The sequence below is a fragment of the Psychromonas ingrahamii 37 genome (genome assembly GCF_000015285.1).
Classification (GTDB): domain Bacteria; phylum Pseudomonadota; class Gammaproteobacteria; order Enterobacterales; family Psychromonadaceae; genus Psychromonas; species Psychromonas ingrahamii.
Genome location: NC_008709.1, coordinates 31,733 through 46,713, shown reverse-complemented (window position 1 = coordinate 46,713; position 14,981 = coordinate 31,733). Strand labels below are relative to the sequence as shown.

The following is a 14,981-nucleotide window of genomic DNA, read 5'->3' as shown; positions in this document are numbered from 1 at the left end:
CGTTAGGGTCTCCAGTCTTTTAATAGGGTGTTTTCTAATATAGCGCCATAAAATGAAGTACTGCCCAGAGTGGCATTTAAAAAACTGGCACCATAAAGATTCGCGCCTGAAAAATTACAGCCGCGAATATCCGCCTGCATTAAATTAGCCTCCATAAAATCCGCTTTTTTAAACTGGCTGCCATTCAAGTTACTGTCGATAAACTGTACTTGCCTGGCAATAGTGCAGTTGAATTGGCTGTTTTTAATACTCGATTCACCAAAATCGCTTTTACTGATATCCGCATCGGAAAAATCACAGTTGTTTAACTGGCAATCCCGTAAATTGGTTTCATTAATGGTGGCAAAATTAAAACAGGCCTCATTTAATAAACACCCGCCAACAAAACGGGTATTTTTCATTCTTGCCCGTTCAAAACAGCTGTTATTAAGCTCTGCTATTACAAAGTTGGTGCCATTTAAGGTCGAGCCTGTAAAGCTAGCATCGGTCAAAATAGGTTTAATAAAATTAGATTCGCTTAAATCACAATCAATAAACTCACAGCCGGTTAAATCCAGTTCAATAAAGTTCAGTTTCAAAAAGGTGCAATTTACAAATTTACAACGGAGCAGCTTGGTTTCCAGGAGCATATCCATGCGCTCACCAAACTCACAGTCGGTAAATTCACAATCAATTAAACTCGAATGCGCCAAAGTAATCTCAATCAGCTTCATATTTTTAAACTGGCAAGCGGTTAGCTCTGCCGCGCCTAAATTTGCCCCTTCAATCGCACAGTTATCAAAGCTCACATTCGATAATTTGGCATGAGCTAAATTAATGGCCGTTAAATCAGCCTGTTCAAATTCAATATGAGTTAATTCACTGTATTCAAAAAAACCATGGTTTAAATCTATTTGTTTGAATTTCTGCTGCGTTAGTTTACAAAAGGCGAAATCTTTCGCGGTGATCACTTGTTTTGCATTATAGCTATCTAACAGCGCCGCCACCAGCTCAGGCTCTTTACCTTTATGGGGAGAGCTGGACTCTGCTATAAAATGCGCCCCTTTTAAATAACTGTCATTAATAAAGTCATTGGCCTCTGCCATTTGCGCCGACAGCGTTTCATTATTATCTAACAGCTGCTCGAGCTCGGTCATTTGCTGTTGCTGCTCCGCGCTTAACTCAATATTATGCTCCGCCATCATTTTTTTCTGCTCGGTCAACTGCTCTGCGGCTTGTGCAAGCTGAGCACTTAGCTGAGTATCTTGCTCAACAGTATCGGGACGGGTTAAGACCGGAATAGCATCAATACTTGCCAACATCTCTTCAAGCTGTTTTATTGACGGGTCGAGCTGCTCTGCCATTTCAGGCTGCTGCGCGGCTTGCTGCTTTAATTCGTCAAGTTGCTGCTCGACCTTTAATAACGCTTCTTTTTTTTGTTTTTCGGCCATCGCCTCCATATGTGCCTGCACTTCATCCATGGCTTTGAGATTTAGCTTGGTCAGGTCAAGATCATCAAGTTTCGGTGCCTCTTTCATAGCGCTTATACCCGGTAATATTTTATCGGTTAAGGCCTGCAGTTTTTTGGCATCTTCGGGCAATTCAATATCCTGAGGCGGATTTTTTATTTTATCTAATAACTCATCGGCTTGTTTGTCCATGCCATTGGCTCTTAATTCCGCGACTTGTTTGTCGATAGCCTCATCCATTTCCTGCTCGGCCTGCTGTTTTTTTCCCTCAGCAAAGGCGCTCAGATTATCGCCCATGACCTGCTTATATTCTTCATCGCCTAGAAGCTGTTTAAAACCGCAAGTCACATCTTCAGGGATTAAAGGCGCCGAATACATCATATACTTAAACCCGTCTTCAGGGTCACAGCGCAGCTGCAGTTGATCCTGATAAAAAGCGCTGGGTTTAGCCGGTTCAGTTAAACTTTGATGCGCCACTAAGAGCTTTTTAATATCTTTAGCCTGAGGATGATTAATTTCGATCGTGCCGCGGTGCACAACAATGCCGATATTGTCATTGGGGAAAAAATAAACCGTGTCTAGATTTAGGGGGATCTCCTTAAAAAGCACCAATTTATCATCACGTTTTTGGGCATCTGAATACTGAGCTAACTCTCCTTGCTCAAGCGCGTTTAAGGGGAGTTCCTGCTCGATAAAACAGCGACCGACAACCCCGGGTAAGTTCCCTTTAATTTCAGCCATGGTTTCATGCATATTGGTTATGCAAAAGGGTTCATTGCCGGTTAAATAACGGTCAAAGCGTTGATCCGGCGGCGCAGTGTGAAAATAATCCCAATTAATATCCGGCGCTAAGCCCGGCATATGGTTTTGCAGATAATTATCATCAAAGGTGCCATATAAATTTTTTCTCTGTGGCCACTCGCTATTAATAGCAGCAAAACCCTGGGGGGTATAGGCGCTTTTATTATCCGGAATTTTTTTCGAAATGACAGGAAAATCAGGGTGCTCAATGTTGGCTAAAAAGCGTAAAACCTCATTCGAATCATTGCCGGGCAGGCCTTTTCCGTCTTTATTATAAAGGTGCGCTTGTCCGCCATAGGCATGCTCATAACTGAGCGGCATTTGCATAAAAGGATCTGCCGGAGAGGGCCCAAAACCCTGCCAGTAGCGCTCACCATAGACATTTAAGATTTTTGTAATCTCGGCCAAACTAACTGACACATCCACTCGAGGAGCGGGTTGCAGCTGAGGTGCAAAGGCATCGGCAAACACCACAAATTCACTGGCGTCTTTCTTGAACGCCTCATCAAACAGACTATCTTTACCCAGATTAGCTGCGATAATGGGCCATAATGTCTGCTCCAGGACAGCCTCACCCGAATCGAGATAGAAGCCCCATAAAGTCGATGCAACAAAAAAGTGCTTCTGCTGATACTTAAAAGTATTGGTTAATAATGAAGCCTGCAGGCTTTTAATACTTTTCATTCTTTAAATGAATATCCAATTAGTTAAAAAATAAGATGCATAATATCTGTACTGTTTATTTTTATGCTACTCTTGTTTACTTCTATATCCTTTTTATTTATTGCAATATTTCCTGCATTGAGTGCAATTTTAGCATTTTGTTTTACACTTAATTCATATACTGCCATCTCAATAACCGCGGCTCTTTTTTCAAGTTGAAGCCTAACAGTATCCAGATTAAAATCGGCGACCAAGCTAAAGTTCTTATATTTTCCGCCATAATCGAATTTTGTTTCTAGAGCTAAAATATTCTCGGTATTTAATAAAAAGCCTTCAACTTTGATAACGTTTCTGATAGCCGTAAGGTCTATATCAACTTCATTTGACATGACACCTATATGTGTAGAGAGTTTCGTTTCGCCTACGTCCACTTCCATTTTCATTTCTAGCGTTGGTAAATAATCCGCTTTAAAACTAAATTTAGCTCCCGGTGCCGGTTCGCTAGATGTTTCATAAGAAGTTTGTGTGTAATTTAAAAAATTTTTACTTTCATTATACTTACCATCTTCATCGGTAAAAACACTTTTAGAATAAGTACCCCACTCCCCTCCAGGTGTCCAGCTCCATTCTTCTGATTTTCCTGCGCCGGACTTAGACTCATAGGTCTTCTTCCCCTCACCGTTATATTTAACTTCTCTGCTTTCTCCTCCGACAGAAAGTTCGAAAGAATTACATTTATGGTTTATCTCAATACCATGAGTATTCGTACTGTAATCATAGGTATGACCATCTATGTTTTTTCCCATATTAGTACTACCTATGAAACCAGTAAGGTCAGGGTTACCAAATTTTGAAAATGCGTCAGATGGTGGTGTTAATACCGTCCAGTTGGGTCCTCCAATATCACACCAGTCATAGTCTAACTTGTCACGATTAATTTCTGTATTACCTTGAGTGATAGTATTTTCCTCATAACTATTACCCAAATTATAATTCCAGTAACCACCAAAATCGAAAATATTACCGTTTTGCGCAGTGAAAGTATCGTGCTGCGCGACACTAACGCGACCTTTTTCTAAATATTTGTACCATTTGGCAGTAGCGTTAACAGCATCTGTTGTTGCGGCTTTTTTAGCCGCAGTAACAGCCTTATCAAGACCAGCAATTTTATCTGAAGATACTGGGTTATCTCGATTATATTGAGCTGTAGTTAGAGCATTATCTGCAGCGGTTTGAGCCTTATCAATATCAGCTTGTTCGGACGCGGGTAAAGGGTTTCCTGCATAGTCAAGTACCCCCGCCAGACCATATTGCTCCATGATTGTACTAAGACTATCAATTTCGATACTACCGTGAGCCGAATGATGCACTTCCCAATTATTACCAAAGAAAAAGTGTTTATTAGCGCTATTCGGAGTAAAAACACCTGTACCATCGGAAGCCGTAGCATAATAATTAAATCTATTACCTACATTGTAATTATGTTGCTCTCCATTGATTCGTGAAATAATATATTTACCTGAATATTCATCATGGGGGCTAATGAATGCAGAAGCAGAGTCCACTGAAGCTCTAAATAAATGTATTCCACTCCACTTTAAAGCGGTAAACTCCTCTCCCGAATTTATTGCGGTAGTACACTTGTATGATTTACCGTTATGACTAACAATATCATTAAGAACATAAGTATTAGTATTCAAATAAGTAGCTACACTTCCAATCACACTCCACTTTGAAGCGGTAAACCCCTCTGCAGGATCTATTGCGGTAGTACACTTGTATGATTTACCGTTATGACTAACGATATCATCGACAGTATAAGTACTACTATTCGAATAAGCAGTTACACTGTTCCCTACATTCGCTACAAAATCCCATTTTGTCTTAGCAAACGATTCAATTGTAATAATTGCAGTGTTACATTTATAAAATTTTCCACTATGACGAACTAAATCTCCAAGACTGTAAGTTTCGTCTGAAGAATATGCAGGAGCATTTAAGGTCTCCGGTACCGTTCTAATATCTACTCTCTGACCACCGCCAATATCTCTGCGCTCTATCCCCCCTGTCACCATCACATACCCCGAACCATCATGATTGGGTGCCCCTAAGTGCATATAGGTTTGATTATCCCCCGTCTGCAGTTTAATGCGGTTTTTTCCCTCTTTATCTTCCAGCTCTATTTTATTACCAGAGGCGGTTTTTATAACATTGTTGGTTTGATTTTCAGCGGTGACAATACTCTGCTGGTCGCCACTGTCATTAATAGTGCCGCTGATAAAGGGTCGATCCGGATCGCCGCCAATAAAGCCCAATAATACCCGGGTATTATTGCGCAGCGGAAAATGCATGCCTTCATTTGCGCCGCCATAGGGCTGCATCATACGTACCCAATGTGAAGCCTTGCCGCCATACCGATCTTTTCGGTCAAAGGGCAATTTGACTTTGTAACGGCCGAACGCATCGAGCTCCGCATAGCCGGAATCCGCTTCAGCATCGATAACCGCATTCAATGTACCGTTAATCTCAGGGGCGAGCGTTTGTCTTTTCGGGGCAAAGTCATGCTCAGTTGAAAGCGCGGTAAAACTGTTGCTGTAATTCACCACAAGATCTGTTTCCGGGTGTAATTCCTGATATTGATTTAAATTAGTACCTTCATGGTCAATACTTTCTAATAAATAGGTTAACTGGTTAAACTTGTCTCGAGGATGCTCGCTAAGCTTAAAAGTATGACCTATCACCATAGTCGCCGCATCACTCTCACCGATATACACTTTTTGACGGCTTAAATAAGCATTGGCATGTATTTCCGCCAATTGCTGCCCCTCTTCGGGTGAAGTAATATTTAATCCGTAAAGGTTAATTTCTCCCCTGCCGCGATTATTAATAATATGCTCCCCACGAATATCTAAGGAGGGCGTTTCGTCATTAAAATCACGTAATGTCACTTTTTTCGGCAGCGTATGGCGTTTACAGATAATATTGGTCACTGTGTTTGCTTTGCTTGCCACATTAATACCGCTATTGGCCTGAAACACAATTTTACTGCTTTGGTCGGGCTGGGCGATTGACGGCAATGCCTGGTTATTATCACAAAAGACAATCACCTCGGCACTGTCGCTTTGCTCAAAATAATAATAAATTCCCTCACGCTCAATAATGCGCTGCAGATAATCTAAATGGGTTTCGTTGTATTGCAGCCTGAAGGGCCATTTACGGTAAGTACGGGCAAGTTCAAAGCGAAAATCTTGATTTTCAATAAAGCCGGCTTCCTCTAATATAACACTCAGTGTCTGCTCAATGGTTTCGTTTAAATACACTTCATTGGTTTCAAACAATCCGAGCTGCCAGATTCTAGGGACAATAGTCGCGCGGTATAAGGTGCAGTCAGGCAGGTAGTTAATATCTTCAAATTCATTGACTAAACCATGAATAATACGAATAGGTTTAGCTTGCTTGCCATCATAAATTTCTATTCGGCAGGGTTTATCCAGTAAGCTGTCTTCATCTAAATTAAGATCAGTGGATTTAAGCTCCAATGTAAAATTAAATAACCGGGAGATACCTTCCTGACCAGAAAATTTTAATAATGTCAGCTCACTGTCTGGCGAATCCTTGTCTTGCGAATCATGGCCCTGACAGATGAATTTGAAATGATATTGGCTCATACACAAAGTCCTTTTTTATTACCTTTTATTACCTTTTATTACCAGTAAATGATTTTATCGAAGCTGCTGCTTAGTGTTGCTATTCTAGTAAAAAAAAGCAGCATCTGCCCAGTAATGCTGCCAATGCAAAACAGCATCAAGCCACCCTGTTTTTCCCGCAGAAGGGTTTAATTTATTAAACCATGCTCATTACTTTAATTTGTGACGGGCTCAAGGTCAGACCAAAAGCGCCGGGCATCATGCCATTTTGCCCGGACAAACCTAACATTTTGTTAACCGGTAAACCGCCAACGAAGGTCTTAATACTGCCCATTAATTGTTTTTGTGGTCCCATTATCATACCGGATAAAGGATTCATCCATACACCGGTACTGTCACCATTACTCATCGGCGTAATGGTCATCATATTGTGAGTGAACATAGCCATAACCATTACCTTCACCTGTGACGGAATAGCCGTACAAGTTATTGCTATACTCGGATAGGGAATAGGCACTGGGATAGGCCCTACAGGTGTAGGAATAGGGGTTATACAAACATTGGGGAATGCAAAATTTATACTGCACATTTGTGTCGTCCAAAAAGGCATTATTATCTCCTAGTGTAAAGGTTAACCCATATGAATTCGTTCACCGTCAATTTTAACGTCTTTTCTTGCCGTTATAACTGCATCGCGTGAACGAATAGATAAAGTTTTTCCTATGGTTTGTAAAAAATTCAAGCTGGTTTGTTGATCCAAGCCTTCAACGGTTTTAAAGCTGTTTTTAATGCGCTGTGTTAAACGATCGGTGACTAAATTCATGGCACTGCTAAAGGAGTTAACCTCACGCCACTGGCTAACGGCTTTATCACCCACCACAGAACATTCATTAGCTTGAACTTTCATGTTAGCGGTATTGATCCCTATTTCAGTCGAGGTAGATTGGATCTTTTCTGCGCTCGTCAGTGACATTTGTTTGCCAGAGGTTAATTTTAGTGCACCTGAAGTTGCCTCAAAGGCAACGTCGCCGGGAAAGGAAAGCGTCATATTATTAGTCTCAGGCCGTTCAATAATCGCTAAAATATAATGTTCGTCAGCAATATTAGCGATTAACACTTTATCTCCGGGTATAGGCTGCACTAAACAGCTATAGGCTTTATTTGCACGAAAAACGCCACGCTCTGATAACACCATGTAATCATTAGCAAAACCACCTTGAATTGTCGCCAATTCGTTTTCTGTTACTGTTGCTTGTTGATGTATTGGTAATACATTTGCCATGGTTAGACCCCCTTGGTCTGAATTTATTTAATAAGTACAGTGCCTATTATGGGCTTATATTCAATTGGCAACTTTGCCACTAACTACCATTTTTCGGCCTTTTTTTTCATTTCATCCGTTTCTTTGGCAAGCTGCCTGCTGGCATTTTGCCAGTTGGTTTTCTGTTCAATAATTTCGTGTAAATTTGTTGAGAATAACCGAGTACCCGACATATCAGCTTCCGTTAAGATTGCATGGCTGAAGTCCGCGTAAGTGAAATCAGCGCCCGCAAAAACAGCCCCCGTACAATCGGTTTTAACCATCAGCGTTTGCTCAGCATAAACATTAGTAAAATAAGCTTTAGTTAAGTTTGCCTCTTGAAATAACGCACGGGGCATTTGGGCATTCACAAAGTTAGCCTGGTGCAGGTTCGCTTTAATAAAGTTGGCTTCTTTGGCTATTACATTGGAAAAATTCGCCTTACTTAAATTCGCCTCCATAAAACCTGCATGACTGATGTCCATATTGCTGAAATTTGCCTCCACTAAAATGCTTTCTTGGAACTGCGGTTTGATCATCTTTATATTAGTAAAATCATAACCGGTAAAGTCAGCTTTCATAAAAAAAGGCAGCTCTAAGTGCGCACCGGTAAATACAATCCCCTGAACTTGTGCCTCAATAAAATTAGCGCGAAACATAATAACGTTGGAAAAATCAGCCTGCTCTAAATTAGCGTTAATAAAATGACACTGCGTTAATTTTGCACCAATCAATTTTGCCGCTTTAAGGTTAGGATTAATAAAACTGGTATTTTCTAAATTGGCATCGGATAAATCCGCCTGAGCAAAATTGGCATCAATAAAATTAGCCAGCCGTAAATCACTGCCCTTTATACTAATCCCCTCACCATTGGGCTCAATAAAATTGGCTAAAATTAAATTTGCACTATCCAGTTTTGCCTTAGTAAAAGTGCAATTAATAAAATTACATTCTTTTAATTTGGCACCTGTCAGATCAGCCCCCGAAAAATTTACCGACTCAAAGGTACCGCCACCTAAATCAGCGCCTTGGTAGTCACCACCCGATAAATCGCTGCCTTGAATCAGGGGCTCGCCCCCTTTTACAGCTTTTATTAACTCATCTTTTAACATTTATGGCCGCCAATTTTTTAAAATAGTTTGATCAAGATTAGCGTCTTTATAACTATTATTACCTAATGTACTATCAATAAAATTAACGCAGTATAAGTTGGCTCGATCAAACGTCACTCCCACTAAATAGGCTTTATATAACGAACCTTCCATTAAATTCAGCTCGCGCATATCAGCATTTTGACATTGTGATTTCATAAATTGTGTCCGGTGAGCTTTGGCCCCTACAAACTGACTATCAGCCAGCTCTGCGCCACTAAAATCGGCTTCCGCTAATTGTGCATGAGAGAAGTCACAGTGGTTTAACTGGTTTTCACGTAAACATGACTTGCTTAAGTTCACCTGACTAAAATTACTGTTATTTAATATACAGCCACCCACAAAACGGCTATTGATCATTTGAGCCTGGCTAAAATCACTTTCACTGGCTTGCGCTTCAACAAAATTTGCGCCATCAAGGGTCGCCTGGCTAAAATTGGCCTGCACTAATACCGGCTTTACCATATTAACTTGAGTTAAATCAGTGCCGATAAACTCACAGTTATTAAAGATGGGGTTAATAAAATTACATTGTTTAAGCACCGCACCATTAAAAACGGTCTGTTCAAAGGTGGTATCTAAAAAGTTAATTTCAGGCATTTCACAGCGCAGCAGTTGAGTCCGGGTGAAATTTGATCCGCCCAGTTGTGCTTTGCTTAAGTTAGCTTCGCTAAAATCAGCATCGCTTAAATTAGCCGCGCCAATATTGGCCCCCTGGCAATTGGCATTAATCAGCTTCGCATTGCTTAAATTCGCCCCTGCCAATATGGATTTTTCTAAGTTAGCATTGCTTAAATCACAATGGCTAAAGTTCACGCCCTCAAGATAACAGCCGCTTAAATCAATGCCCACTAAGTTTTCACCGCTTAAATCAATACAAGCATAATCGCCATTGGTCAGCGCTTGCCCGGTGCGCCACTTTTGTAAAAAATCCGCTTTGATTTGCGCTTCCTGCCCGGGGTGCGGTGAACGGCTTGTTGGCATTAAGTGCGCGCCCATCGCATAGGTTTCTTTTAACTTAACTTCAGCATCTAACAATTGTTTTTCTATCTTTTCAATATTAATATCTATTTTTGGTAACTGTTCCTCAGACACGCCTTGCGCTCTAAGATCCGCTATTTTTTTTTCTGTCTCTGCCACTTGCTTTTTGACTTCAACCAATTGCCCTTTTATATCAGGACGTGGCCACATTGGAGGTAAATCTATTTCATTTATCGCATTTTCCATTTTTGCAATTGCATCAGCAAATAAATGGACATCGGGCATACTTTTTAATTTTTCGACTTCCACTTTGATTTGCGCTTTTGCTTCGGCTGTTTTTTGCGCGGCCATTTCATCGGTATAAGCTTTAATTTCATCCATCACCGATAAATCAATATTAAAAATATCGATATTTTCCGGATCGGTCACTATACCCGGTGCCATTTTTTCCATTAAGGCTTCTATTTTTAACTGCTCAGGGGCTTTTTCAGGGTTGTTAATTTTATCTAAATAGGGTGTTGGGTCCACGCCTGCGGCCTTACATTGCTCAATAATTTGCAGCTTGGCATCGTCGACTTGCAACATAGCCTCGGCTTTTTTAGTATCAGCAAATTCATCCATATTGGCTTTACCAAGCATTTCTAATGGGAAATCAAAATCATCCTGCAGTTGTTTAAAACCACAACGCATGCCCTCGGCAATCAATGGGGATGAAAACAGCATATATTTATAACCGTGATCAGGATCTAACCTTTTAGTGAGTTGATCCTGATAATGCTGTAAATGACGAGGCGTATCATTGCGGTTTTCACAAGCTAATAATAACGCCGTAATATCACAGCCGTCATCGCTATAACCTTTAATAGTACCGCGATAGATCATCACCCCCATATTGGCATTAGGAAATAACCACAGCGTGTCCAATTTAGTTTTTATTTCTTTAAACTCATTTTGGTATTCCCCGGTCATTTGCTGGTTATTATCTTTTAGCGGCACGTTTTGATTTACAAAGGCACGGCCGTAAATGGGCGGTAATTGCCCTTTAAGCACTGCATGCTCAGCATGCATATTGCTAATAAAATACTGCTCGTCACCTTGAAAAAAACCATCAAGCCACTGATCTTTAGCGGCATCGTTAAAATATAACCAATCGATATCATTCGCGAGGCCCGGCATTTGGTTATCAAGATAAGCCTGATCGTAGGTGCCGGCAAGGGATAAACGTTGCGGCCACATCATATCAACCCGGCCAAAACTGGCAGGCGGCACTTGTTGTGACGATGAGGTTAACAATTGATTTTTATATTCAATGTTGGGTAAAAATTGCTTTTCACCCGTATCTGTCTGTACCGGTTTAAAGCCTTTTCCTTCGGGGTTTAATTGATAACCTTCACCACCATAAGCATTTTGATAGCTTATGGTCATAGTAGTTATAAGCTCAGCGGAGCTGCTGGCAAGACCCGCGCCTAATTGTTTGTACCAGTTTCGATCGCCAAAAACCAGCAGCTCTTTATCCACTAAGTCTTGCCATTGGCCACGCTGGTCTTGACGAGACACTTGCAAATGCACCAAGCCGGCAGCGACGGCTTTATTATTTGGCGCAATAAAATCACCGGCAACCAGTACTTCAGCACAGGCTTTGGGCATGGCGGCATCAAAAATATTATTGCCGATTTGTTCACCTACGCTTTCCCATAGTTTTTGCTCAAGTAAAATTTCGCCGTCCGTTAAGGAAAAAGCAATAGGAATGGACACCGCAAAAATATCCTTTTCTAAATAAGAAAAGGATTTATGCAGTACGGCAAGTTGCAGGGGTTTAATTATATTCACTTTTTTATATCTTCAATTAATTCAGCATGTTCACTGCGCCCGATGATAACTTTATCATCGTAAAGTCAACTTCATTAGCTTTAGTAACAACAGTGTTTACTGAGCTTTGTATAGTGTTGATACTATTCATTAATATCGTTATATCATTGTCTACTGTGGCAATAGCAGCTTGTAAATCAATAGCTGCATTTGCGGCTTCTGTCGCCACGTTTTTAAATTTAAAAGATTCAATTTCCGTTTTGGAACCAGCACTGAAGTAAAAGCCTGGAGCGACTTGTATTTCAATTTTAGGTCCTACAAACATATCATTAACTGCTGCAACAACGACAGAGCTAGACACTCCTAATAGAAACTCACTCTTTGCCCCCATAAACATCTCATTAGTCGCTCCATGATGTGTGCTATGACAACTACCACGAACATGAGAAATAGAATGACCATCAACTTCTTCATAACTATCACCTGTATGATAATCATAAGAATTACCATAATGCTGACTTTCTGCATCGCCCTTATGTACTTCGATTGTCTTGCCCTTAGTATAGCTATATTGGTTGTTATATGATTTTTCTACCTGTTCTTCATCTTTCTGAGCAAAACTAAGCTTTTTACCCTCGATTTTCTCCCACCATGGGCCTGCTTTTTTGGCTATATCCTTAGAATATAATTTGTTAATTTCAGTCTCTTGTGTACCATGTACTTCCGCATAACTGTTGCCCAAGTCATAATTCCAATAACCGCCAAAATCAAAAATATTACCTTCCTGAATATTAAAGGTATTGTGTCTGGCTACTCTGAAATTACACTTGTTATCTAACAGGTCGTTGGCTTCTTCGGGTGTTAATTTTTTATGAAATCTCTTACAGATCCCATCCAGGGGAGATTGAGTAAAACTTTGGTAACCTGTAAGTTTAAGGGTCAACAACTCGACAAGAGACCTGTATAACCTGCTTCCTGCATCGAGATTACGATTTTTGTTTTGATTTTCTTTGAGGTGATTTTCTTTATTATAAACTTCGCCTTTAATACTCTTACCTAAACTTGCATCATCTTGACACACTATAATTTCTCTGTCCGCACCATACTGAAAGCGTTTATCCCCCGGCGAATTAAATTCATATTCATTTCCCTGCTCAAAAGTATATTTATCACCCAGCGTTCTTTCTATAAGGTAATAACCAGATAACTCAACATTTCTTGTCATCAAGTTATCTGCAGGCAAACTCAAAACTGATGAAGCCGTAAATGTACTAGCAACAGCAGGGATAGCAGCTTCAGCAGCAACATCAGGAGAAGTACGAGCAGCTTTAGCCGGAACCTCCGGAACAGCATCAGCAGCAGCTACCCCATCACCTTTGAGACTTTTTATTGGAAATAAAAAATAATTTTGTTCATCTAACAAATCTTCACTTTCAACAGAACTTGTATCTTCATCGAAGCTGTTATGGAAGCTTCCTAAGGTATTATCATCATTAAGGTAAGCAGTAGTCGCAAAGTTTGTAGTAACACGTGTAATTTGCTTACCTCCCGTCACCTCTTTACGTTCTATTCCCTTAGACATCACGACAAAGCCATCGCCGGGATGATTGGGCGAGCCTAAATGCATATAGGTTTTATTATCACCCGTCTGCAGTTTAATGCGGTTTTTACCTTCTTTGTCTTCCAGCTCTATTTTATTGCCCGAGGCAGTTTTTATAAGATTATTGGTTTGATTTTCACCGGTGACAATACTTTTCTGCTCGCCATTATCATTAATAGTGCCGCTAATAAAGGGTCTGTCCGGATCGCCGCCAATAAAACCTAATAATACCCGCGTACCGTTGCGCAGCGGAAAATGCATCCCCTCATTTGCGCCGCCATAGGGCTGCATCATACGTACCCAATGAGAAGCCTTGCCGCCATTGCGATCTTTTCTGTCAAAGGGCAGTTTGACTTTGTAACGGCCAAATTCATCGAGCTCCGCATAGCCGGAATCCGCTTCAGCATCGATAACCGCATTCAGCGTACCGTTAATTTCAGGGGCGAGCGTTTGTCTTTTCGGGGCAAATGGATGCTCAGTTGAAAGCGCGGTAAAGCTGTTGCTGTAGTTCACTACGGCATCGGTATTTAAGTCCAATTCCTGATATTGATTTAAATTAGCACCTTCATGATCAATACTTTCTAATAAGTAGGTTAACTGGTTAAACTTATCTCTGGGATGTTTGGCAAGCTTAAAAGTATGACCTATGACCATAGTGGCCGCATCACCTTCACCAATATAGGATTTTTGACGGCTTAAATAGGCATTAGCGTGTATTTCCGCCAATTGCTGACCTTCTTCGGGTGAGGTTATATTTAGCCCGTAGAGGTTAATTTCCCCCATACCAGTCTTATCAATAATATATTCACCACGAATATCTAAGGAGGGGGTCTCATCATTAAAATCACGTAATGTCACTTTTTTTGGCAGCGTCTGGCGCTTACAGATAATATTGGTCACTGTGCAAGCCTTGCTTTCGACATTAATAGCGCTATTGGCCTGAAACACAATTTTTTTGCTTTGGTCGGGCTGGACGATTGATGGCAACGCCTGGTTATTATCACAAAAGACAATCACCTCGGCATTATCGTTTTGTTCGAAATAATAATAAATTCCCTCACGCTCGATAATGCGCTGCAGATAATCTAAATGGGTTTCGTTATATTGCAGCCTGAAGGGCCATTTACGGTAAGTGCGGTTCAGTTCAAAACGGAAGTCTTGCCCTTCAATAAAGCCAGCTTCCTCTAATATGGCGCTGAGTGTTCGCTCAATTGTTTCGTTTAAATATACTTCATTGGTTTCAAACAATCCGAGCTGCCAGATTCTAGGTACAATATTAGCGCGGTATAAGGTGCAGTCAGGCAGGTAGTTAATATCTTCAAATTTATTGACTAAACCATGGATAATACGAATAGGTTTAGCTTGCTTGCCATCATAAATTTCGATGCTGCAGGATTTGTTTAACAGGCTATCTTCATCTAAATTAAGATCGGTGGATTTAAGCTCCAATTCAAAATTAAATAATTGGGAGATACCTTCCTGCCCGGAAAATTTCAATAATGTTAACTCATTATTTTGCGAACCATTTTCCTGATAGATGAATTTGAAATGATATTGGCTCATACACAGAGGTCCTTTATT

The 14,981-nt window shown here is 40.6% G+C and carries 7 protein-coding genes; all 7 read right to left on the bottom strand.

What is annotated here, in order from left to right:
- Positions 1 to 2: 2 nt before the first annotated feature.
- Complete coding sequence (locus tag PING_RS00180; protein WP_011768463.1) at positions 3 to 2,933, bottom strand: DUF2169 family type VI secretion system accessory protein; 2,931 nt, start codon at positions 2,931 to 2,933, stop codon at positions 3 to 5.
- A gap of 23 nt (positions 2,934 to 2,956) precedes the next feature.
- Entirely contained in the window at positions 2,957 to 6,580 is a 3,624-nt protein-coding gene (locus PING_RS00175; RefSeq protein WP_011768462.1) for a type VI secretion system Vgr family protein, read from the bottom strand.
- Between the two features lie 175 nt (positions 6,581 to 6,755).
- Positions 6,756 to 7,169 (bottom strand): DUF4150 domain-containing protein, encoded by a 414-nt coding sequence (locus PING_RS00170; protein WP_011768461.1) that lies wholly within the window; start codon positions 7,167 to 7,169, stop codon positions 6,756 to 6,758.
- Positions 7,170 to 7,190: 21 nt separating this feature from the next.
- The gene (locus PING_RS00165) at positions 7,191 to 7,841 is read right to left on the bottom strand and encodes a DUF3540 domain-containing protein (protein WP_011768460.1); all 651 of its coding nucleotides are present in this window, start codon (positions 7,839 to 7,841) and stop codon (positions 7,191 to 7,193) included.
- 83 nt (positions 7,842 to 7,924) lie between these two features.
- Positions 7,925 to 8,971, bottom strand: a complete 1,047-nt coding sequence (locus PING_RS00160; RefSeq protein ID WP_011768459.1) for a pentapeptide repeat-containing protein — start codon at positions 8,969 to 8,971, stop codon at positions 7,925 to 7,927.
- The gene (locus PING_RS19300; RefSeq protein ID WP_011768458.1) at positions 8,972 to 11,821 is read right to left on the bottom strand and encodes a DUF2169 family type VI secretion system accessory protein; all 2,850 of its coding nucleotides are present in this window, start codon (positions 11,819 to 11,821) and stop codon (positions 8,972 to 8,974) included.
- A 16-nt stretch (positions 11,822 to 11,837) separates the two neighbouring features.
- Positions 11,838 to 14,963, bottom strand: coding sequence for a type VI secretion system Vgr family protein (locus PING_RS00150; protein ID WP_011768457.1), 3,126 nt, complete (start codon positions 14,961 to 14,963; stop codon positions 11,838 to 11,840).
- Between the last annotated feature and the right edge of the window lie 18 nt (positions 14,964 to 14,981).

Bases quoted from the DNA above. Each gene is read 5' to 3' on its own strand.
- PING_RS00175 (WP_011768462.1), bottom strand. From the start codon at position 6,580: ATGAGCCAATATCATTTCAAATTCATCTGTCAGGGCCATGATTCGCAA.
- PING_RS00165 (WP_011768460.1), bottom strand. From the start codon at position 7,841: ATGGCAAATGTATTACCAATACATCAACAAGCAACAGTAACAGAAAAC.
- PING_RS00170 (WP_011768461.1), bottom strand. From the start codon at position 7,169: ATGCCTTTTTGGACGACACAAATGTGCAGTATAAATTTTGCATTCCCC.
- PING_RS00160 (WP_011768459.1), bottom strand. From the start codon at position 8,971: ATGTTAAAAGATGAGTTAATAAAAGCTGTAAAAGGGGGCGAGCCCCTG.
- PING_RS00150 (WP_011768457.1), bottom strand. From the start codon at position 14,963: ATGAGCCAATATCATTTCAAATTCATCTATCAGGAAAATGGTTCGCAA.
- PING_RS00180 (WP_011768463.1), bottom strand. From the start codon at position 2,933: ATGAAAAGTATTAAAAGCCTGCAGGCTTCATTATTAACCAATACTTTT.